The 19,778-nt window shown below is 64.1% G+C and carries 20 protein-coding genes; 8 read left to right on the top strand and 12 right to left on the bottom strand.

The window, feature by feature from the left end; genetic code table 11:
• Window positions 1–4: 4 nt before the first annotated feature.
• The 6 genes from K3152_RS11170 to K3152_RS11145 form a co-directional block, all read right to left on the bottom strand.
• The gene (locus K3152_RS11170) at window positions 5–1,216 is read right to left on the bottom strand and encodes a DUF445 domain-containing protein (protein ID WP_221574402.1); all 1,212 of its coding nucleotides are present in this window, start codon (window positions 1,214–1,216) and stop codon (window positions 5–7) included.
• Window positions 1,217–1,299: 83 nt separating this feature from the next.
• Window positions 1,300–4,497, bottom strand: coding sequence for an efflux RND transporter permease subunit (locus K3152_RS11165; protein WP_221574172.1), 3,198 nt, complete (start codon window positions 4,495–4,497; stop codon window positions 1,300–1,302).
• A 4-nt stretch (window positions 4,498–4,501) separates the two neighbouring features.
• The gene (locus K3152_RS11160) at window positions 4,502–5,695 is read right to left on the bottom strand and encodes an efflux RND transporter periplasmic adaptor subunit (protein WP_221574171.1); all 1,194 of its coding nucleotides are present in this window, start codon (window positions 5,693–5,695) and stop codon (window positions 4,502–4,504) included.
• A 246-nt stretch (window positions 5,696–5,941) separates the two neighbouring features.
• Window positions 5,942–6,208: a GlsB/YeaQ/YmgE family stress response membrane protein gene (locus K3152_RS11155; protein ID WP_040964401.1), complete on the bottom strand. Its 267-nt coding sequence runs from the start codon at window positions 6,206–6,208 to the stop codon at window positions 5,942–5,944.
• A gap of 147 nt (window positions 6,209–6,355) precedes the next feature.
• Window positions 6,356–6,655, bottom strand: coding sequence for a CtrA inhibitor SciP (gene sciP, locus K3152_RS11150; RefSeq protein WP_040964402.1), 300 nt, complete (start codon window positions 6,653–6,655; stop codon window positions 6,356–6,358).
• On the bottom strand, window positions 6,656–6,949 hold the full coding sequence (locus K3152_RS11145; protein ID WP_221574170.1) for a hypothetical protein: 294 nt from the start codon (window positions 6,947–6,949) through the stop codon (window positions 6,656–6,658). It lies immediately after the preceding gene.
• A gap of 105 nt (window positions 6,950–7,054) precedes the next feature.
• Here K3152_RS11145 and mnmA point away from each other — a divergent pair, with 105 nt between their 5' ends.
• The 3 genes from mnmA to K3152_RS11130 are packed head-to-tail and all read left to right on the top strand — an operon-like array spanning window position 7,055 to window position 10,249.
• Window positions 7,055–8,209, top strand: coding sequence for a tRNA 2-thiouridine(34) synthase MnmA (gene mnmA, locus K3152_RS11140; protein WP_221574169.1), 1,155 nt, complete (start codon window positions 7,055–7,057; stop codon window positions 8,207–8,209).
• Window positions 8,210–8,264: 55 nt separating this feature from the next.
• The gene (gene gmd, locus K3152_RS11135; protein WP_247713355.1) at window positions 8,265–9,317 is read left to right on the top strand and encodes a GDP-mannose 4,6-dehydratase; all 1,053 of its coding nucleotides are present in this window, start codon (window positions 8,265–8,267) and stop codon (window positions 9,315–9,317) included.
• Window positions 9,314–10,249 carry a GDP-L-fucose synthase family protein gene (locus K3152_RS11130; protein WP_345719804.1) on the top strand — a complete coding sequence of 312 codons (936 nt, stop codon included), beginning with the start codon at window positions 9,314–9,316 and terminating at the stop codon, window positions 10,247–10,249. Before gmd ends, K3152_RS11130 begins: the two co-directional genes overlap by 4 nt.
• Here the strand turns inward: K3152_RS11130 and K3152_RS11125 are convergent.
• Entirely contained in the window at window positions 10,246–10,584 is a 339-nt protein-coding gene (locus K3152_RS11125; protein WP_221574167.1) for a hypothetical protein, read from the bottom strand. The genes K3152_RS11130 and K3152_RS11125 overlap by 4 nt on opposite strands.
• Before the next feature lie 35 nt (window positions 10,585–10,619).
• Here K3152_RS11125 and K3152_RS11120 point away from each other — a divergent pair, with 35 nt between their 5' ends.
• Complete coding sequence (locus tag K3152_RS11120) at window positions 10,620–11,753, top strand: serine hydrolase domain-containing protein (RefSeq protein WP_221574166.1); 1,134 nt, start codon at window positions 10,620–10,622, stop codon at window positions 11,751–11,753.
• Here the strand turns inward: K3152_RS11120 and K3152_RS11115 are convergent.
• From K3152_RS11115 to pdxH, 3 genes are all read right to left on the bottom strand, one after another.
• Window positions 11,732–12,532, bottom strand: coding sequence for a PhzF family phenazine biosynthesis protein (locus K3152_RS11115; protein ID WP_221574165.1), 801 nt, complete (start codon window positions 12,530–12,532; stop codon window positions 11,732–11,734). The genes K3152_RS11120 and K3152_RS11115 overlap by 22 nt on opposite strands.
• The gene (locus K3152_RS11110) at window positions 12,529–13,467 is read right to left on the bottom strand and encodes a cation diffusion facilitator family transporter (protein WP_345719803.1); all 939 of its coding nucleotides are present in this window, start codon (window positions 13,465–13,467) and stop codon (window positions 12,529–12,531) included. Before K3152_RS11110 ends, K3152_RS11115 begins: the two co-directional genes overlap by 4 nt.
• 117 nt (window positions 13,468–13,584) lie before the next feature.
• Window positions 13,585–14,208 carry a pyridoxamine 5'-phosphate oxidase gene (gene pdxH / locus K3152_RS11105; protein ID WP_221574163.1) on the bottom strand — a complete coding sequence of 208 codons (624 nt, stop codon included), beginning with the start codon at window positions 14,206–14,208 and terminating at the stop codon, window positions 13,585–13,587.
• A gap of 213 nt (window positions 14,209–14,421) precedes the next feature.
• Here pdxH and K3152_RS11100 point away from each other — a divergent pair, with 213 nt between their 5' ends.
• The 4 genes from K3152_RS11100 to K3152_RS11085 are packed head-to-tail and all read left to right on the top strand — an operon-like array spanning window position 14,422 to window position 18,247.
• Window positions 14,422–15,408 carry a DnaJ C-terminal domain-containing protein gene (locus tag K3152_RS11100; protein WP_221574162.1) on the top strand — a complete coding sequence of 329 codons (987 nt, stop codon included), beginning with the start codon at window positions 14,422–14,424 and terminating at the stop codon, window positions 15,406–15,408.
• Window positions 15,362–16,438, top strand: a complete 1,077-nt coding sequence (locus K3152_RS11095; protein ID WP_247713354.1) for a YihY/virulence factor BrkB family protein — start codon at window positions 15,362–15,364, stop codon at window positions 16,436–16,438. The genes K3152_RS11100 and K3152_RS11095 overlap by 47 nt, the downstream gene beginning before the upstream one ends.
• Entirely contained in the window at window positions 16,435–17,244 is an 810-nt protein-coding gene (gene fabI / locus K3152_RS11090; RefSeq protein WP_221574161.1) for an enoyl-ACP reductase FabI, read from the top strand. Before K3152_RS11095 ends, fabI begins: the two co-directional genes overlap by 4 nt.
• 1 nt (window position 17,245) lies before the next feature.
• Complete coding sequence (locus K3152_RS11085) at window positions 17,246–18,247, top strand: SDR family NAD(P)-dependent oxidoreductase (RefSeq protein ID WP_345719802.1); 1,002 nt, start codon at window positions 17,246–17,248, stop codon at window positions 18,245–18,247.
• Window positions 18,248–18,251: 4 nt separating this feature from the next.
• On the opposite strand, the gene K3152_RS11080 is transcribed toward K3152_RS11085, so the two are convergent.
• Both K3152_RS11080 and wecB read right to left on the bottom strand, forming a co-directional pair.
• Entirely contained in the window at window positions 18,252–18,623 is a 372-nt protein-coding gene (locus K3152_RS11080) for a hypothetical protein (RefSeq protein WP_221574160.1), read from the bottom strand.
• Window positions 18,620–19,747 (bottom strand): non-hydrolyzing UDP-N-acetylglucosamine 2-epimerase, encoded by a 1,128-nt coding sequence (wecB, locus tag K3152_RS11075; protein ID WP_221574159.1) that lies wholly within the window; start codon window positions 19,745–19,747, stop codon window positions 18,620–18,622. The genes K3152_RS11080 and wecB overlap by 4 nt, the downstream gene beginning before the upstream one ends.
• Window positions 19,748–19,778 lie beyond the last annotated feature (31 nt).

Below are 19,778 nucleotides of genomic sequence, written 5' to 3'. Positions count from 1 at the left end.
AGCCCTAGCCGAGCATTTCGGACATGAAGTGGATGGTGAGGCCTACCAGCCCACCCACCAGCGTGCCGTTGATGCGGATGAACTGGAGGTCGCGGCCGACGGCGCTCTCGACGCGGTCGGTCAGCGTGGTGGCGTCCCAGCGGCGCACGGTCTCGCTCACCAGCTGGACGATCTGGTCGCCATAACGCTGGGCCACGCCGACAGCGGTGCGGCGCGCGAAGCGATTGACCTGCTGCTGGAGGCGCAGGTCGTCGCGTAGCGCGCCACCCAGCTCGGCCAGCGTCTCGCCGAGATAGCCCTTACCCGCGCCGCCGCTCTCGCGGATGCTCTTGATGAGCCGCGCGCGGATGCGTTCCCATACCGCCTGCCACCAGTCGGCAATGGCTGGATTCTTGAGCAGTTCGACCTTCATCCGCTCCACCCGCGCCTGCATTTCGGGGTCCTCGCGCATGCCGCGGGCCAGTTCGTGGAGGCCTTCCTCGATCTTGTCGCGCAAGGGATGCTCGGGATCGACCAGCACCTCGGCGAGCAGCTTGTAGAGGCCATCGATGACCGAATTGGCGAGCCGCTCGTCGAGACCGGTGAAGCGCAGTACGGCATTGGCGCGCTTGTGGACCATGTCGCGGACCATCTGCTCGTTGTCCTCGAGCACGAGTCCGGCCCAGCGGATAATCTTGTCGATGATGAGCTTGTGCCGCCCGTCCTCGATCATCGCATCGAGCATGCCGCCGATGAGCGGGGCAACTTCGAGCTTTTCTATCTGGGCAGCGAGGCCGGCGCGCACCTGTGTGCCGAGCCGTTCGGGGTCGAGCGATTCGAGCACTTCGACCGCGAGTTCGCCCGCGCCGACGCGCACACGCGAATCCTGCATCGCCTTGGGGTCGGCGAGGTAGCTCCCCACAGCCCCTGCAAGGTTCATCGCCCCCATGCGGCGCGCGACCACCTGCGGGGTGAGGAAATTCTCCCGCAGGAAGCCCGCCATCGTGTCGGCGATGCGGTCCTTGTTCTCGGGAATGATGGCCGTGTGCGGGATCGGCAGGCCCAGCGGCCGGCGGAACAATGCGGTGACCGCGAACCAGTCAGCCAGGCCGCCGACCATGGCCGCCTCGGCAAAGGCGTGGACGTAGCCCCATGCCGGATGGAGATCGAGCCAGCGCCCCGAGGCGATGAAGATAGCCGCCATCAGCACCAGCATGCCGGTGGCCGTGCGGCGCATAACCCGCGCACGGTCGGGCGGGAGCGGCGCTGCGCCCAGGGAAGAGAGAGTTTCGGGTTTGCCCGCCATATCCTAGGCGACGCTTACTCCGCCGGATGTATCCCGGGCTTCTGCCCGCGGATGGTGCCGTCGTCCATTCCCGGTCGATATGACAGGAGGCGATTACGCAGCCACGGCCCGACGCGCTTCTCGATGCCGTCGGCAAGGCTGAAGCCTGCCGGGACGATAAGCAGCGTGAGGAAGGTCGACAGGATCAGGCCGCCGATAACCGCGACGCCCATTGGCTGGCGCCAAGCGCCATCGGCCGAGAGCGAGACAGCGGTCGGGATCATGCCGGCAGTCATGGCGACCGTGGTCATCACGATGGGCTGCGCGCGCTTGCGCCCTGCTTCCATGATGGCGTCGTATTTGCGGTGGCCTTCGTCCATCGCCTCAATGGCGAAATCGACCAGCAGGATCGAGTTCTTCGCGACGATCCCGAAGAGGAGCAGGATGCCGATGAAGACCGGCAGCGAGAGCGAGATTCCCGCCAGCATGATGGCCAGGATGCCGCCCAGCGGTGCCAGGAGCAGCGAGCCCATGTTCACCAGCGGCGACATCAGGCGGCGGTAGAGCAATACCAGCACGGCAAAGACCAGCAGGATGCCCGCCACCAGCGCGATCTGGAAGTTGACGAAGAACTCCGCCAGCCAGCGGTCCTGCCCGCTCGGGGCGTTCGAGACGCCTAGCGGCAGGTCCTGCATGATCGGAAGCTGGTCGATCTTGCGCTTGGCAACGCCCTCTTCGGCGCCCGGCGAAAGGTCGGCGCTGACATAGACGCGGCGCTGGCGATCCTCGCGCTGGATACTCGTCGGGCCTGCACCGAAGCGGATATCGGCAACACGCGCGAGCGGGACTGAGCCGCCGGTCGCCGTGGGCACGGGCAGGTTCTGGATGGTGGCAATGCGGTCCCTCGAATCCTCGGGCAGCATCACGCGGATGGGAATCTGGCGTCCTTCGAGCGAGAAGCGCGCGGCATTCTGGTCGATTTCGCCGATTGTCGCGATCCGGATGGCCTGGCTGAGCGAGGCGGTCGTCACGCCGAGCGAGGCCGCAAGGTCGGCACGCGGCGTGATGATGAGTTCGGGCCGCTGGAGGTCGGCCTCGACACGCGGGCCTTGCAGGTCGGGGATCTCGCCCATCTGCTCGACCAGCGTTTCCGCGGTCCGTTCAAGCAGCTCGGGGTCGCTGCCCGACAGCATGACATTGATCGCGCGCCCGCGACCGCCGTCGCCGCCGCCCTGCATGTTGCGGAAGTTGAGCCGCGCATCGGGGACCTGGCGGAACTGGGTCGACACCTCGCGTGCGATCTCGTCGCTCTTGCGCTCGCGTTCGGGCAAGTAGGTGATGAAGAATTCGGCGCTGCCCTCGTTGACCGTCATCAGGACGTTGTCGACTTCAGGCTGCTCTTCGATGATGGCGAGGGCCTGCTCGGCGCGGTCCTGCGTCTGCTCGAGCGTCGTGCCCGGCACCATCGACATGCCGACTTGCGCGAAATCGAAGTCCGCATCGGGGAAGAACTGTTTCGGGGTGACGATGAAGAGGAAGATGGTGGCGATAAACGACAGGAGGCCCACGCCCATGATCCACGCGCGGTGATCGCCCCGCAAATGGGCGGCGAGCTTGCCGAAGAAACCGATGCGGCCCTTGCGGGCAATCTTGTCCGCCTTGATGGCACGGGCCTTGTCGCGGTCGAGGGTCCACTCGAGCACGCGCGAATACCGCTCGATCCACGGGCCGTTGGCGTGGTCGGCCTCGCCATGGTGCTGGAGGAAGTAGGCCGCCAGCATAGGCGTGATCATGCGCGCCACAGCAAGGCTCATTAGCACCGAGACGACGACGGTGACCCCGAAATTCTCGAAATACTGGCCGGCAATGCCCGGCAGGAGCGCCACGGGCAGGAACACCGCGACGATAGAGAAGCTGGTGGCTGCCACGGCAAGGCCGATTTCGTCGGCCGCATCGATGGAGGCCTGATAGGCCGTCTTGCCCATGCGCATATGGCGCACGATGTTCTCGATTTCGACGATCGCGTCATCGACCAGGACCCCCGCCACCAGTCCCAGCGCGAGCAGGCTCATCTGGTTGAGCGTGAAGCCCATGTAGTCGAGGAAGAAGAAGGTCGGGATGGCCGACAGCGGGATGGCGATTGCGGAAATAAGCGTCGCGCGCCAGTCGCGCAGGAAGAAGAACACCACGACCACCGCCAGAATGGCGCCTTCGATCAGCGCGGCAATCGAGCTTTCGTATTGCGCCTTGGTGTATTTGACGATGTTGAAGAGTTCGACGAACTCGATGCCCGGATATTCCTCTTCGATCTGCTGCATGACGATCTGGGCTTCGTCGTAGACCGTGACGTCCGACTTGCCGCGCGCGCGCGACAGGGCAATCGTGACCACGGGCTGGCCACCGACCTTGGATACGGAGGTAATCTCGCTCTGGCCGTCGCGCACATCCGCGATGTCCGCGAGCTTGACCGAGCGCCCGCCGCCGAGCGAAATGCGCTGCTGGCCGAGCTCGTAGGCGGTCTTTGCATTGCCAATCACGCGCACCGACTGGCGCGCACCGGCGATTTCCGCCTGGCCACCGCCTGCGTTCAGATTGTTCTGCCGCAGGAAGCCATTGACCTGCGAAGCGGTCACTCCGAGCGACTGCATCCGCGCCGGATCGAGAATAACGCGGATTTCGCGGTTCACCCCGCCGCTGCGCGATGCGCTCGCCATGCCGGGGACTGCGAGCAGGCGCTTGGAAACCGTGTCGTCGACGAACCAGCTCAGCTGCTCCATCGTCATGTCGTCGGCTACCACGGCGTAATTGGCGAAACTGCCGCCGCCAGCCCGCGCCTTGTAGACGCGCGGTTCGATGATGCCGTCGGGCAAGTCGCCGCGGATCTGGTCTATGTTCGACTTCGCCTCGTTGACGAGGTCGTTGACGTCGTTGCCGATCTCGAAGGTCACGAAAGTGCGCGAATTGCCCTCGCGCACGGTGCTGGTGATCGTCTCGACCCCTTCCATCGAGGAGATGGCGGATTCGACCTTCTCGGTAATCTGCGTGTCGATTTCGGTCGGCGCAGCGCCGGGCTGCGAGATGGAGATGATGACCGCAGGGAAATCGATATCCGGATCGTTCTGCACTTCCATCCGCAGGAAGCTGATCATGCCAGCGATGGTCAGTGCTACGAAGAGCACCAGCGGCACGACCGGGTTGCGAATGCTCCAGGCGGAGAGATAGCGGAAATTCATCGGCTCAGTTCGCGTTCTTTTGCAGCTTGGGCGCCACTTCCTGGCCTTCACGCAGGAAGCCGCCCGCCCTCAGCACGACGCGCTCGCTGCCGGTAAGGCCTTCGGTAATCGTCAGTCCCGCCGAGGTGATCATACCCGTTTCCACGTCGCGGCGTGCGACCTTGTTCTCGCTGTCGACGAGATAGACATAGGGCTGTCCGTCGTCGTCGAGGATGGCACTTTCGGGAAGGACCGGGGCGACGACCGTGCCGGAATTGATGGTCGCGCTCGCAAAGCCGCCGGGTTTCAGTTCGGGGCGGTAGGAGAGCGCCACCCGGGCGGTCCCCTGCCGGGTCTGCGGATCGATAGTCGGGGCGACCTGCCACACCTGGCCGGTAAAGCTCTGGTCGGAGCCCACCGGAGTGACTTCGGCGCTGGCGCCGGCACGAATGCTGGCGAGTTCGGTCTCGCCGAGCTGGGCGAGCATTTCCATCTCGCCGCCCTTGGCGATGGTGAACAGCGGCGGCGAGCCACCGCTCACCGTCTGGCCGGGCTCGACATTGCGCTCGAGGATGAGGCCCGCAGCAGGAGCGACAATGTTGAGACGGGCGTTGCGCGCCTGCAATTCGCGTGATTGCGCCTGCGCGACGCGGACGCGAGCCACCGCCGCATCGCGGGTAGCCGTGAGGCGATCGACATCCGCCTTGGAGACGAAACCACGCTCGACCAGCTGCAGCGCGCGGTCGAGATTGGCCTGTGCGAGATTGGCATCGGCCTGCGCGACCTGGATTTGTGCGGCGGCGCTTTGCGCCTGCTGCGACTGCACCGAACGGTCGATGACCGCCAGGACCTGGCCCTGGCGCACCCAGCTACCGGCGTCGACTGGCACGGAAACCACGCGGCCACCCTCGCCCACCACGCCCACAGGCATTGAGCGGCGCGCAGCCAGCGTCCCGGTGGCTGTAATCTCGCCCTCGACGGTGGTGCGGCCCGGCGCGACGACGGTCACGGCCTGGAGCTGCGGAGCCTGTTCGGCAGGCGCATCGTCACCGGCCATCAGGAAATAGGCGGCAATCGCGACGAGGACAGCAGCGATGAGTGCGAGCACGATATTGCGGCGTTTGCGACTCATCTGCTGTTTTCCCCCGAGCGTTTCGCCATCGAGACCCATCTCGACCGGCTCTGTGCCCTGCGCCCGAATTTCCGATTCATACGTCATTTTGCTGGCCCCGTTGGCAGCGGCTTGTCTTCGCTTGGTGTGTTAGTTGACTAAATCACAAAGCGCAAGCCTGCGGATTTCCCAATAGGACAGCGGGGGTTGAACGGCAATGTCGTGCTCGACGGGGAGGCGAAAACGGCGGACGAATGTCGAGCAGGTGTGCCCTCGCTGCCTCCGGCACATGGAAAAAGGGCGGCGCAACGCTTGTTGCACCGCCCATCCGGTAAGTTCTTGGCGTCCTCGGGGTTACCGCACGCGGCCACGCTGGACGAGATTGGCGATGCCGAGCAGCACAATGGCGCCGACGATTGCGATTATGAAGCCGGTCAGGTTGAACGACTGGATAGTGCCCTCGATGCCGAGCAGCGTGCCTGCCAGGAAATTGCCGATAAGCGCACCGACGATGCCGACAACGATATTCCAGAAAATGCCCATCGACGCGTCACGGTTCATGACGAGACTTGCGAGCCAGCCGGCGACGCCGCCGACGATGATTGCGATAATCCAACCCATTGTAAAACCTCCTGTTACACTCCCATCCGACCCTATGACACCCGAACGGGCGGCAAGACCGGCGGTTCCCTCTCCTCACAGCGGGGACAGGGAGTTGAGCGGATTCAGGAGGTTTTGGTTCCCGCACCGCTGTGCGGGAGCACGCGCTCAGTACTTGAACTGGCGCTCGTAAAGGTCGCGATAGTGCTGGATGCGGGTGACGCGAAGGCCCTGCATGCCCGAACGATCGACCGCGCGCTGCCAGGACGCGAATTCCTCCAGCGTGAGGCCGTAGCGCTCGAGCACTTCGTCGATAGTCAAGAGACCGCCGTTCACGGCTGCCACCACTTCCGCCTTGCGACGCACGACCCAGCGCTTCGTCGAAGGCTTGGGCAGGTCCTCAAGGGTCAGCGGCTCGCCAAGCGGGCCAATTACCTGTGCAGGGCGGATGTCCTGATTTTCGATCATCTATTTCTCTCGGTCGCCGTGCACCGCACCAGTTGCGGCTTGGCCCCCGTTTAGCGCCTCGTCTTTGCCATGCGCTAAACCAGTGTGGTTAACAGCCCGTTTACTTGTTTCGCCATTTTCGCGGCGGACTTCGCCAAAGGCCTCAAAACCCCCGGCTTCATTGCGCGCCAGCTCTTCACGCAGCTCGCGAGTCGCCGAAAGCTTGGCGACCAGCTCCGTCCAGCGGAACTGGTGCAAAACATCCGTTTTGCGCGCCTCTTCGACGCTCTTCTTGCTGAATTGCCCCTCAAACATGCCGACCCTGATAGGCGCACATGGTAAAGAGGTCGTGAATCATGTTTCGCGGCGGATTTCGGTAAATGCTGGAGCCGGACGCGCGCTTTGTGTAAGGGGCCGCGCATGCCCGAATCCCGTTATCTCGACCCGGCCGGCGCCGCCGCGCTGTTCGACCTTGGCAAGCCCGCGTCCGAGGCCCGCATCGTCGTGGCCATGTCGGGCGGCGTCGATTCCTCGGTCGTGGCAGCGCTGGCAGCGAAGAGCGGTGCCGAAGTGATCGGCATCACGCTGCAACTCTACGACTATGGCGCGGCGACGGGCCGCAAGGGCGCATGCTGCGCGGGCGACGACATCGCCGATGCCCGCGCCGTGGCCGACCGGCTCGGCATCGCGCATTACGTTTCCGACCACGAAAGCGCATTTCGCGAGGAAGTAGTCGAGACATTTGCCGACGAATATCTGTCCGGCCGTACGCCCGTCCCCTGCATCCGCTGCAATATGGGACCGAAATTCACCGACCTCTTCGCCATGGCGCGCGAACTCGGCGCGGATTGCCTCGCCACCGGCCACTATGTCCAGCGCGTGATGGGCGCGGCGGGCGCGGAACTCCACCGTGCGACCGACCCTGCCCGCGACCAGTCCTATTTCCTTTACGCGACGACCGACGACCAGCTCGATTACCTGCGCTTCCCCTTGGGCGGCCTGCCCAAGAGCGAAGTGCGCGAACTGGCCGAAGCATTTGGCCTTCGCAATGCGGCCAAGCCCGACAGCCAGGACATCTGCTTCGTCCCCGACGGCGATTACGCCAAGATCGTCAAGAAGATGCGCCCCGAAGGCGCGCGCGCCGGAGCCATCGTCCATGCCGCCACCGGCGAGGAATTGGGCGAGCATAAGGGTGTCATCCATTATACCGTCGGCCAGCGCCGCGGGCTCGATATCGGCGGACAGCCCGAACCGCTCTATGTTGTCGGTATCGACGCTGCCGAAGCGCAGGTGAAGGTCGGCCCGAAGCGCATGCTGGCGGTCTCGGCGGCGCATCTGGTCGAAACCAACCGCATCGGCCCGCTGCCAGACCTACCGCTGACCGCCAAGGTCCGCAGCCTTGCAAAACCGGTTCCCGTCACGCTCGAAGGCCCGCTGGGGGACGATGCGCCTACGACGCTGCGCTTCGAAACGCCCGAATTCGGCGTCGCGCCGGGGCAGGCCGCGGTCATCTATGCCGGAGAGCGGGTCGTGGGCGGCGGCTGGATCGATTCGACCACCGCCTGCGACGCCTGACTTGCCAAAGCGCCTCGCTGAGGCTTACCGCTTTCGAAAAACAAGGAGAAACGGGTTGAGCGCCAGGCGGGCATTGATAACCGGGGTGACCGGTCAGGACGGCAGCTATCTTGCGCGGCTGCTGCTGGAGAAGGGTTACGAGGTTCACGGCATCAAGCGCCGCTCCTCTTCCTTCAACACGGGCCGTATCGAGGACATTTACGAGGACCCGCACGACCCCAACCCTTCGATGCATCTGCATTTCGGCGATGTGACCGATGCCACCAATATCATCCGCGTGATGCAGGAAGTGCAGCCGCACGAAGTCTACAACCTCGCCGCGCAAAGCCATGTGCAGGTGAGCTTCGAGACGCCCGAATATACTGCCAATGCCGATGCGCTGGGTGCGCTGCGCCTGCTCGAGGCCATCCGCATCCTCAAGCTGGAAGGCCACACGCGCTATTTTCAGGCCAGCACCAGCGAGATGTTCGGCATGGTGCAGGAAATCCCTCAGACCGAGACTACACCCTTCTATCCGCGCAGCCCCTATGCGGTGGCCAAGCTCTATGCGCACTGGATTACGGTCAACTACCGCGAAGCGTACAACATGCACGCCAGCTGCGGCATCATGTTCAACCATGAGAGCCCGGTGCGCGGCGAGACCTTCGTGACTCGGAAGATTACCCGCGCGGCCGCCGCCATCAAGCTGGGGCGGCAGGACAAGCTCTACCTCGGCAATCTCGATGCCAAGCGCGACTGGGGCCATGCGAAGGAATATGCGCGCGGCATGTGGATGATGCTGCAGCAGGACATGCCGGGCGACTACGTGCTTGCCACCGGCGTCACCATCAGCGTACGCGAATTCACCCAGTGGGTGTTCGAGCATGCCGGTTTCGAACTCGAATGGCGCGGCACCGGCGAGGACGAGAAGGCCTATTGCAAGGCCACGGGCCGCTGCCTCGTCGAAATAGACCCGCGCTATTTCCGCCCGACCGAGGTCGATTTCCTCCTGGGCGATGCCAGCAAGGCGAAGGAAAAGCTCGGCTGGGAAGCCAGCACTCCGGTGCGCGAGCTGGCACGCGAAATGTACCAGAGCGATTTGGCCGAAGCCGAGGCAGGCGCGGCGTGAGCCTCTATCCGCTGGCGGGTAAGCGCATCTATGTCGCGGGCCACGGCGGCATGGTGGGCAAGGCTCTGGTCCGGCGGCTGGGAGCTGAGGATTGCGAGGTTCTCACCGCCGACCGCTCGATCGACCTGCGCGAACAGGCGCCGGTGCGCGGCTGGTTCGCCGAGCATAAGCCCGACGCGGTCATCCTCGCCGCAGCGCGGGTCGGCGGCATCATGGCGAATGCCACGCGGCCGGGCGAATTTCTCTATGACAATCTCGCCATCGCCGCGAATGTCATAGAGGCGGCGCGGCAGCAGCGGACCGAGAAGCTGCTCTTCCTCGGTTCGTCCTGCATCTACCCCAAGCATGCCGACCAGCCGATAACCGAAGACGCGCTGCTCACCGGCGCACTCGAGCCGACCAACGAGGCCTATGCGATTGCCAAGATTGCCGGGCTGAAGCTCGCCGCCGCCTATCGCACGCAATATGGCTGCGACTTCATCTCGGCCATGCCGACCAATCTCTACGGCCCGGGCGACAATTACGACCCGCAAGGCAGCCACGTCATCCCCGGCCTCATCCGCCGTTTCCACGAGGCGAAGCTCGCAGGTGCGGCGGAAGTCGCCATCTGGGGCACGGGCACGCCGAAGCGCGAGTTCCTCCATGTCGACGACCTCGCCGACGCCTGCATCTTCCTGCTCGCCAATTATTCGGGCGAATCGCACGTCAATGTCGGCTTCGGCGAGGATATCGCGATCCTCGACCTTGCCCGGAAGGTGGCCGCGACGGTGGGGTACGAAGGCCGCATCGTGACCGACACCTCGAAGCCCGACGGCACGCCGCGCAAACTGCTCGATTGCACGAAGCTTTCCGCGCTCGGCTGGTCGCCGTCAATCGGGCTGGAGGAAGGATTGCGGCATGCCTACGCCGCTTTCCTCGAGGCGGAAGCCTAGTCTTCCCACTTCTTCAGCATGCAGCCATAGCCCTCACGATAGGTCGCCGTGTCGGAGGCGATGAAGGGGATGGAAGCGGTCACGCTCCTGGTGGTCTCGTTGGCGCTGAAGGATATCATCTCCATGCCTTCGAGCTTGTCCTTGGCGCAGTCGTCCATGTCGCGCCCCGCCACGAAGCGGCAGGAACACGCCACCCGCGCGCCATAGGCCGTGCCTGCCGCGCCGGTCTTCGCCAGTCCCTCGCCATAGGCCAGCCATGCCGCGCCCAGCAGGGCTGCAACCAGCACGGCGAGCCAGAGCCACCAGCGGGACAGGAGAGAGCGTTTTTTCGCCATTGCGCGGGCACATTCCTCATGCGAGTGACGCGAGGATGTTCTCGCGGCCGCACCCCCTTATCGCCCTTGCCCTCGCTTCCACAAGCCTTGTCGGCTGCGGCGGTCCCGGACCTGCCGAAGAGCCCGAACTGAGCGCCGAAGCGCTGGCCGCGGTGACCGAGAATCCCGGCGCGCCGAGCAAGGCACTGGCCCGCGAGGTGGACGACCTTTTCACACAAGAAGGCCTCGGCGAAACGCGTGCGCTCATCGTGATGAAAGACGGCAAGATAGCCGCCGAACGCTATGCGGAAGGCTATGATGCCGAGACCCGCTTCATCAGCTGGTCGATGGCCAAGACGGTCACTGCCATCATGATCGGCCAGCTGGTCGGCGACGGGCTGCTGCGGCTCGACCAGCCTGCCCCCGTCCCGCGCTGGCAGCGGAGCGGCGACCCGCGCGCCGACATCACCCTGCGCCACCTGCTCCAGATGCGCAGCGGCCTCGAACATACCGAAGCCGGCGACCCGCCCTACGAGAGCAGCGAGGTGCGCATGCTCTTCCTCGACGGGCGCGACGACATGGCCGATTACGCCACTGCCCAACCGCCCGAGGCCGAGCCGGGCGAGAAGTTCGAATATTCATCGAACACGACGGTCATCCTTGCCGACATCGCTGCGCGGACTTTGTCCGATGCCGACCATGCCGAAGCGCGCCGCCGCGCGGTGTCCGACTATCTCCACGCCCGCCTGTTCGAGCCGCTGGGCGCCACCTCGATGGTCCCAGAATTCGACCGCGCAGGCACGCTCATCGGCGGGAGCCTGATGCATGCCAATGCGCGCGACTGGGCGAAGCTGGGCGAATTGCTGCGCAACAAGGGGTCCTACCGCGGCGAGCAGCTCGTCCCGCGCAGCTGGGTGGCCGAGATGGTCAAGCCCAGCCCCGCATCGCCGCAATACGGCCTCCAGACCTGGCTCAACCGGCCGACAGGCGGGACGCATCATCCGCTCTTCCCAGACCGTGCCCCGCATTCGGCCTTCTCGAAGATTGGCCACATGGGGCAATATGTCTTCGTCTCGCCCGAACAGGGGCTGACGGTGGTGCGGCTGGGCCATTCGAACCGCGCGGAGCGTATCGCCATGCTCCAGCAGCTCGCCGATATCGTCGAGCTTTACCCTTCCGAAGGCAGGTAGAAGCTTCCCTCCACCACGGTCACGCACTCGCCGCCGAGCACCGCGCGGTTGCCCTCGCGGCGGCATTGCGCATGACCGCCGCGCTGCGAGGCCTGGAAGGCGCTGAAGCTGTCGCGGCCCAGCTTTTCGCTCCAGAAATGGGTGAGGCAAGCGTGCGCCGAGCCGGTGAAGCTGTCCTCGTCCACCCCTCCGCCGGGCACGAAAACGCGGCTGACGACATCGGTAGTCTCCCCATAGGCGGTGCAGATGAACTGGTCGTTCCCGAGTGCTTTCAGGCCCTTGAGGTCAGGGTCGAGTGCCAGCACCTCGGCCTCGCTGTCGTAAAAATAGACGCCGTAGCCTTCGGGATTGAGCCAGACTTCCTTCGGCTCGGCCCCCAATAGCGCGACCGCCTCTTCCCATTCGTCCGGGCTTGTCTCGATGAGCGGGAGCGCGAGTTCATACCCCGCCTCGCTCCGCCGGACTTCGAGCACGCCAGCCTTCCTTGTCCGGAAAGTCACCGCATCGCCTCCGTCGCGCTCCAGCAGCACGTGTCCGCTCGCAAGCGTCGCATGCCCGCAGAGCCGTACTTCCTCGGTCGGCGTGAACCAGCGCAATTCCCAGTCGGCCTCGCCCGTCTCGTCTTTCACCACGAAGGCGGTTTCAGCGAAATTGTTCTCTTCCGCGATGGCCTGCAGCACTTCGTCATCGAGCCAAGCATCGAGCGGCATCACTGCCGCCTGGTTGCCGGTGAATGGGCGCGAGGCGAAGGCATCGACATGGGTATAGGGCAGCTTCATTTGGCATCGCCCTCCAGCTTGGCGAATTCATCTTCCTCGACCAGCGGGTTGTCGGGTTCGTCGACATGGCCCTCGGGGTCGATATGGATGAGTAGCTCCATGTTGGGGAAGCGGCGACACAGGTCTTCTTCCACCCGTTCGATGATGTCGTGCGCCTCTTCCACTGTCATGGTCGGCGGCATATCGACATGGAATTGCACGAAATCGCGGTTGCCGCTGGTGCGAGTGCGCAAATCGTGAAGGTTCGAAAGCTCGGGGTGCTTCGCCGCAGCTTCGACAAAGGCCAGCCGCTTTTCTTCGGGCCATTCGCGGTCCATCAAATCGTCAACGGCATCGCGCGCGGCCGAAAAGGCGCCCCAACCCAGCCATGCTGCAATCGCGAGGCCGAACAGCGGGTCGGCCATGCCCAATCCGGCATATTGGTCGAGCACCAGAGCGGCGATGACCGCGAGATTGAGGAACAGGTCCGATTTGTAGTGGAGGTGGTCGGTCGCAATCGCGAGGCTGCGCGTCCGGCGCATCACATAGCGCTGCCAGCCGAGCAGCGCGAATGTCAGCGCGATGGCGATGAGCGAGACCGCAATGCCTTCCTCCGCCGCCGTGGTCTGTCCACCCTCGACCAGCTGGCTGATCGCCCGCACCGCGATGCCGAAGGCCGAGAGCGTGATCAGCATGACCTGGAAAATCGCCGCCAGCGCCTCTGCCTTGCCATGGCCGAATCGGTGGTCCTCGTCCGCCGGCATGGAGGCAATCCATACGCCGGTCAGCGTGGCCATGCTGGCGATGAGGTCCAATGCGGAATCGGCGAGGCTGCCGAGCATGGCGGTCGAGCCGGTCTTCCAGCTCGCCCACGACTTCAGCGCAACGAGGATGACCGCCACCGTGATGGAGGCCATCGCTGCCGAACGGGCTAGTATGGCGCGATTATCGGTCACCCCGGCCTCCGTTCGTGTCGAGCGTAGTCGAGACATGTTGGCGCAATTTCGCCTGTATCTCGACTGCGGACTGCGTCCTCCGCTCGATACGAACGGAATTGAGGGAAGCGGATGATTTCATGGATAAAGCAGCGTATCCGACCACGCCTCCTTCGCGCCCGGGCGCGTGAACTGGCGCCGGTCGTGGAGGCGGAATTTGCGGTCGCGCCAGAATTCGATCGTGTGCGGGGTCAGGAGAAAGCCGGTCCAGTGCGGCGGGCGCGGGATATCGCCTTCGGGAAAACGCTCTTCCAGCGCCGCCACGCGGTCGAGATAGACCTGCCTGTCGGGCAGCGGGCGCGACTGGTCGCTGGCCGCGGAGCCGACTTGCGAGGCACGCGGGCGCGAGTGGAAATAGCTGTCGGCCTGTTCGCTCGACACTTCGGTCAGCGTGCCCTCGATACGGATCTGGCGGCGCAGGCTCTTCCAGTGGAACAGCAGCGCGGCCTGCATATTGGCGCGGATTTCCTCGCCCTTACGGCTCTGGGCGTTGGTGTAGAAGACGAAACCGCCGCCCTCACCCCATTGCGAGCCGTGACCCTTCAGCAGCACCATGCGCACCGAGGGGCGGCCATCGGGGGTGGCGGTGGCCAGCGCCATGGCGTTGGGGTCGTTGGGTTCGGCCGCCTTGGCTTCGCCAAACCATTCCTCGAACAAGGCGAAGGGGTCGGTGACCGGAATCGCGCTTTGTGCCTCGTTCATCGCAGGCTCCTACAGGATGGAACACGTGGAACACGGTCCATCGGCAGATAATCCGGGAGGCCGAATTCCCGGCTAAATCGCGGAACCTTGGCGGCTTTCGGCACATTGAGCGAGCACATGACCCATCCCCTAGCCGCCCCCGCAATCGTAGGAAAGCCCGCTGCGCGCGAGGGCATCTTGCGCGCATCCGGCGTAGCAACTAGCTAACACACCATGGCAGACCCCTATTCCACTCTCGGCGTTCCGCGTTCGGCCGACGAAAAAGCGATCAAGAGCGCTTATCGCAAGCTCGCCAAGGAGTTGCATCCGGACCGCAACAAGGACAACCCCAAGGCGGCGGAGAAGTTCTCCGACGTAACCAAGGCCTATGACCTCCTCTCCGACAAGGACAAGCGCGCGCAATTCGACCGCGGCGAAATCGACATGGAGGGCAATCCGACCAATCCCTTCGGCGGAATGGGCGGCGGAGGCGGCTTCGGTGGCGGCGGTTTCCGCGGCGGTGCAGGCGGCCAGCGCGGTTTCCGGGCAGAGGACTTCCAAGGCTTCGGCAATGAGCAGGTCGACCTCGGCGACATTTTCGAAGGCCTCTTCGGCGGAGGCCGCGGCGGCCCGCGTGGCGGCGCTCGTCCCGGTGGCGGCATGGGCGGCGACCCCTTTGGAGGGCGGCGCGCGCCTCCGCAAAAGGGTGCAGACATCGGCTATACGCTTCGCCTGTCCTTCGTCGAGGCAGCGACGCTCAAGGACCAGCGCATCACGCTGGCCGACGGCAAGACCATCGATTTGAAATTGCCCAAGGGTGTCGAAGACGGCACGCAGATGCGCCTCAAGGGCAAGGGCGAGCAGGGACCGGGCGGCCCGGGCGATGGCCTCGTCACCATCAAGATAGACCGCCACAAGCTTTACCAGCGCGACGGGTTCGATGTGCGCTTCGACCTGCCGATCACGCTCGACGAGGCGGTAAACGGCGGCAAGGTCCGCGTGCCGACGGTCGACGGGCCGGTGATGATGACCATCAAGCCCGGTACCAGCGGCGGAACCGTGCTGCGATTGAAGGGCAAGGGCTTCACCAGGAAGGACGGCAGCCGCGGCGACCAGCTCGTCACGCTCGAAATCCAGCTGCCGGAAGACCTTGGCGAACTTGCCAAGCGGCTCGATGGGTGGAAGGACGAAAGCGACCCGCGCAGCAAGCTCCAGGTGTAACCTGACCCAGCACCCCCTTCCCCCGCCCGAGGAACGCGAAGTCCATTCGCTGTCGCCCGAGGCGCGCCGGAAGGAGGCCCAGCATCTGGGCGGCCGCATCAAGAACCATGTCGGCCCGGGGACGCGCGCATGGGAAGTGGCCAAGCGCACGCTTGTCGGAACCTATAACGACGGTTTCATCCACGCCGGCAACCTCGCCTACCTCGCGATGCTGGCGATTTTTCCCTTCTTCATCCTCGGCGCGGCGATATTTTCCGCCATCGGCGAGGAAAGCGAGCGGGCGGCGACCATCAATGCCGTCCTCTTTGCCCTGCCCCCCGTGGTCGGCAATGTGATCGAGCCGGTGGCGCGCGATGTGGTCCAGGCCCGCTCGGGCTGGCTGCTGTGGGCCGGAGCGCTGGTGGCACTGTGGACTGTCGGCAGCCTCGTCGAGACCATCCGCGACATCCTGCGCCGGGCCTATGGCACCGAAGCGACCAAGGCTTTCTGGAAATACCGCCTGTTCTCGACCGGCGTCATCCTCGGCGCGGTGCTGCTCTTGATGCTCAGCCTGATGGCGCAATTCGTCATCGGGACCGCGCAGCAGGTCATCGAGGCCTATTTCCCCGAACTCGTGGACCGGCTGCTCGAACTGCAATTGTCACGCATCGTGCCCGCGCTCGGCCTGTTCGGCTCGCTGTACCTCATCTTCTACACGCTGACCCCTTCGAAATACCGCCGCCGCCGCTATCCCAAGTGGCCGGGCGTGCTGCTGACGACCATCTGGTGGATTGCCGTCACCACCATCATGCCCGCTGTGCTCAGCAACTTTTTCACCTACGACCTCACCTATGGCGGGCTGGCCGGGGTGATGATTGCGCTGTTCTTTTTCTGGCTTGTGGGCTTAGGGGTCGTTATCGGCGCGGAACTCAATGCTGCCCTAGCGGAAACTCCGGAAGAGGAGATGATCGCCATCGGGCAGGACGACGACCGGCGAAGGGCGCAGCTCGCACGGGAAATGCAGGAAGAGCAGGAAGGAAACGAGGAATGAGCGGTCTGATGAAGGGCAAACGCGGCCTCATCATGGGTCTGGCGAACGACAAGTCGCTGGCCTGGGGCATCGCCAGGCAGCTGCACGAGCAGGGCGCCGAGATGGCGTTCTCCTACCAGGGCGAAGCACTGAAGAAGCGTGTCGCGCCGCTCGCAGAGCAGCTCGGCAGCGACTTCGTCTTCGAATGCGATGTGTCGAACATGGACGCGCTCGACAGCGCCTTCGACACGCTGAAGGAACGCTGGGACACGATCGATTTCGTCGTCCACGCCATCGGCTTTTCGGACAAGAGCGAGCTGCGCGGCAAATATGTCGACACCAGCCTCGACAACTTCCTGATGACGATGAACATCTCCGCCTACAGCCTCGTCGCCGTCGCCAAGCGTGCGCGCGAGATGATGCCCAATGGCGGCAGCATCCTGACGCTGACATATTACGGCGCGGAGAAGGTCATCCCGCATTACAACGTGATGGGCGTGGCCAAGGCGGCGCTGGAAACGTCGGTGCAGTATCTCGCCAACGACCTCGGCCCCGAAGGCATTCGCGTGAACGCCATCAGTGCGGGGCCCATCAAGACGCTGGCCGCCAGCGGCATCGGCGACTTCCGCTACATCCTGAAATGGAACGAGTACAACTCGCCGCTGCGCCGCAATGTCACGATCGAGGATGTCGGTGGCTCGGGCCTTTACTTCCTGTCGGACCTGTCCTCGGGCGTGACCGGCGAGACGCATCACGTCGATGCGGGCTATCATGTCGTGGGTATGAAGCAGGAAGACGCGCCCGACATCGCGCTCGATAAGGTCTGAAGTGGCACGGGTCCTCGTCACCGGGGCGGCAGGCTTCATCGGCGCGGCCGTCGCCGAGCGGCTGTGTGCGCGCGGCGACGAGGTGCTCGGCATCGACAACCTCAACGACTATTACCAGGTCTCGCTGAAAAAGGACCGCGTGGCGCATGTCGCCGCGTCGGCGGGCGAGCGGTTTACCTTCAAGCAGGTCGATTTTTCCAACTGGGAGGCGCTGTCGGCCGCACTCGAAGGCGAGCACTTCGACAGCATCATCCATCTGGGCGCGCAGGCGGGCGTGCGCTACAGCCTCGAGAACCCGCGCGCCTATGTCGAGGCGAACCTTATGGGCCATGTGAACCTGCTCGAGGTCGCCCGCCACCGCAAGGTCGACCACATGGTCTATGCCAGCTCCTCGAGCGTCTATGGCGGCAACGACAAGCTGCCCTTCGCTGTCGAGGACCGCGCGGACCATCCCGTCTCGCTCTATGCCGCGACCAAGAAGGCGGACGAGTTGATGAGCGAAACCTACGCCCATCTCTATCGCACTCCGCTGACAGGCCTCAGGTTCTTCACCGTATACGGACCGTGGGGCCGCCCCGACATGGCGCTGTGGCTGTTCACCGATGCCATCCTCGCCGGACGCCCCATCAAGGTGTTCAACCACGGCGAGATGTGGCGCGATTTTACCTTCATCGACGATATCGTGAGCGGCGTGGTCGCCTGTCTCGATTCGCCGCCTGCCGATGACGGAGAGGAAAAGGCAGGCGGCAGCGTGAAGCCGCATGCGCTCTACAACATCGGCAACCATCGCAGCGAGAAGCTGACCCGCGTTATCGAGCTTATCGAGGAAGCTTGCGGCCAAAAGGCCGAGGTCGAGCTGCTGCCGATGCAGCCGGGCGATGTCGAGAAGACCTATGCCGATATCGATGCCATCCAGCGCGACATCGGCTACCAGCCAACCACGTCAATCGATGCGGGGGTGCCGAAATTCGTACAGTGGTTCAGGGATTACCACGGCCTGTGAGACTTCACACAACGCCGTTTGCAATAGCCACACCCAACCCCAAGAACAGAAGCAAAAGCGCGTAGAGTACGCCGCGCGCATAGGCCTGAGGTTCGCGCGCATCTTCAGGATGGCCTTCCGGAAAGCTCAGCGTCTCGATAGTGCCGATTTGCCTGGGAGTCTGGAAGGTATGGAGCACCGAATACTCTCTGCCTGAGTAGACGAAACTTAGGCGTGCAGTCGGTCCTTCGACAAACCAGAAACCACTCGGCATCTCATTTCCTATGACTTCTGCATCGACCGTTACGATTGGGCGAGTAAGTCGTCGCACATCCTTCCGCAGGAGGTGCTGAAGCCCAAAAAGGGCGAATGCGGCGAAGGCGATACCGACAATCATGCCCGATCCGCCAGCAAGTCGCAGATGCGCTGCGAGGAGTGCCCGTCACCAAAGGGATTATGCGCGCGGGCCATGGCGGAATAGGCTTGCGGGTCGTCGAGCAGCTTCTCCGTCTCGCGCACGATGGTGTCGGCATCGGTCCCGACCAGTTTCGCCGTTCCGGCCACAACGCCTTCGGGGCGCTCAGTGGTCTCGCGCATCACCAGCACCGGCTTGCCCAGCGCGGGCGCCTCTTCCTGCACGCCGCCGCTGTCGGTCAGCATGAGATGGCTGATGTCGAGCAGGCGTGCGAAATGCGGATAGTCGAGCGGTTCGATGAGCGCGACATTGTCGAGACCTTCGAGCTGTTCGTTCATCACAGCGCGGACATTGGGGTTCATATGCACGGGAAAAATCACCGCAACATCAGGTCGTGAAGCAATGTGCTTAACCGCATTGGCGATATTCTGCATGCCCTCGCCGAAATTCTCGCGGCGGTGGCTGGTCATGCCGATGATGCGCTTGCCTGCGAACCGCTGTTCAAGCTCCGAGAGGCCCGAGGCGAGCGAAGGCTGCTCCTCGATACGCTTCGTCACCCACTGGAGCGCATCGATAACCGTGTTGCCCGTCACGTGGACACTTGCCGGGTCGACATTTTCCCTCAGCAGTGCATCGGCGCTGGTCTGCGTCGGCGCGCAGTGCATTTTTGCGAAGGTCCCCACCACACGCCGATTCACCTCTTCAGGCCATGGCTGGTGGATATCCCCGCTCCTGAGGCCCGCCTCGACATGGCAAACGGGAATCCTGCGGTAATAGGCCGCGATGGCGCCCGCCATGACCGTGGTCGTATCGCCCTGCACCACCACCCAGTCGGGCTGCTCCTCGTCGAGCACCTTGCCGATGCCCGTCAGAGCGCGTGCGGTAAGTTCGTCGAGCGTCTGGCCCGCCGTCATCAGGTCGAGGTCGTGATGCGGCTCCACCCCGGCAATAGCCAGCACCTGGTCGAGCATTCCGCGATGCTGCGCCGATACGCAGACACGGCTGTCGAAGCGGTCGTCCGCTTGGAGCGCATGGACCAATGGGAACAGCTTGATCGCCTCGGGGCGGGTGCCGAAGACGGTGAGGATCTTGGGTTTGGCAGCCATTCTCACGGTCTAGCCGCAAATGACTGACAGA

The organism is Qipengyuania polymorpha (genome assembly GCF_019711435.1).
Lineage (GTDB): Bacteria > Pseudomonadota > Alphaproteobacteria > Sphingomonadales > Sphingomonadaceae > Qipengyuania > Qipengyuania polymorpha.
Note: the sequence above shows the minus strand (reverse complement) of the source record. Positions and strands in the feature narration are given on the sequence as shown.

What these genes read in the sequence shown, in the direction of transcription:
- K3152_RS11170 (WP_221574402.1), bottom strand. Translation starts at nt 1,216, where the DNA reads ATGCGCCGCACGGCCACCGGCATGCTGGTGCTGATGGCGGCTATCTTC.
- K3152_RS11165 (WP_221574172.1), bottom strand. Translation starts at nt 4,497, where the DNA reads ATGAATTTCCGCTATCTCTCCGCCTGGAGCATTCGCAACCCGGTCGTG.
- K3152_RS11160 (WP_221574171.1), bottom strand. Translation starts at nt 5,695, where the DNA reads ATGACGTATGAATCGGAAATTCGGGCGCAGGGCACAGAGCCGGTCGAG.
- K3152_RS11155 (WP_040964401.1), bottom strand. Translation starts at nt 6,208, where the DNA reads ATGGGTTGGATTATCGCAATCATCGTCGGCGGCGTCGCCGGCTGGCTC.
- sciP (WP_040964402.1), bottom strand. Translation starts at nt 6,655, where the DNA reads ATGATCGAAAATCAGGACATCCGCCCTGCACAGGTAATTGGCCCGCTT.
- K3152_RS11145 (WP_221574170.1), bottom strand. Translation starts at nt 6,949, where the DNA reads ATGTTTGAGGGGCAATTCAGCAAGAAGAGCGTCGAAGAGGCGCGCAAA.
- mnmA (WP_221574169.1), top strand. Translation starts at nt 7,055, where the DNA reads ATGCCCGAATCCCGTTATCTCGACCCGGCCGGCGCCGCCGCGCTGTTC.
- K3152_RS11125 (WP_221574167.1), bottom strand. Translation starts at nt 10,584, where the DNA reads ATGGCGAAAAAACGCTCTCTCCTGTCCCGCTGGTGGCTCTGGCTCGCC.
- K3152_RS11120 (WP_221574166.1), top strand. Translation starts at nt 10,620, where the DNA reads ATGTTCTCGCGGCCGCACCCCCTTATCGCCCTTGCCCTCGCTTCCACA.
- K3152_RS11115 (WP_221574165.1), bottom strand. Translation starts at nt 12,532, where the DNA reads ATGAAGCTGCCCTATACCCATGTCGATGCCTTCGCCTCGCGCCCATTC.
- pdxH (WP_221574163.1), bottom strand. Translation starts at nt 14,208, where the DNA reads ATGAACGAGGCACAAAGCGCGATTCCGGTCACCGACCCCTTCGCCTTG.
- K3152_RS11100 (WP_221574162.1), top strand. Translation starts at nt 14,422, where the DNA reads ATGGCAGACCCCTATTCCACTCTCGGCGTTCCGCGTTCGGCCGACGAA.
- K3152_RS11095 (WP_247713354.1), top strand. Translation starts at nt 15,362, where the DNA reads ATGGGTGGAAGGACGAAAGCGACCCGCGCAGCAAGCTCCAGGTGTAAC.
- fabI (WP_221574161.1), top strand. Translation starts at nt 16,435, where the DNA reads ATGAGCGGTCTGATGAAGGGCAAACGCGGCCTCATCATGGGTCTGGCG.
- K3152_RS11080 (WP_221574160.1), bottom strand. Translation starts at nt 18,623, where the DNA reads ATGATTGTCGGTATCGCCTTCGCCGCATTCGCCCTTTTTGGGCTTCAG.
- wecB (WP_221574159.1), bottom strand. Translation starts at nt 19,747, where the DNA reads ATGGCTGCCAAACCCAAGATCCTCACCGTCTTCGGCACCCGCCCCGAG.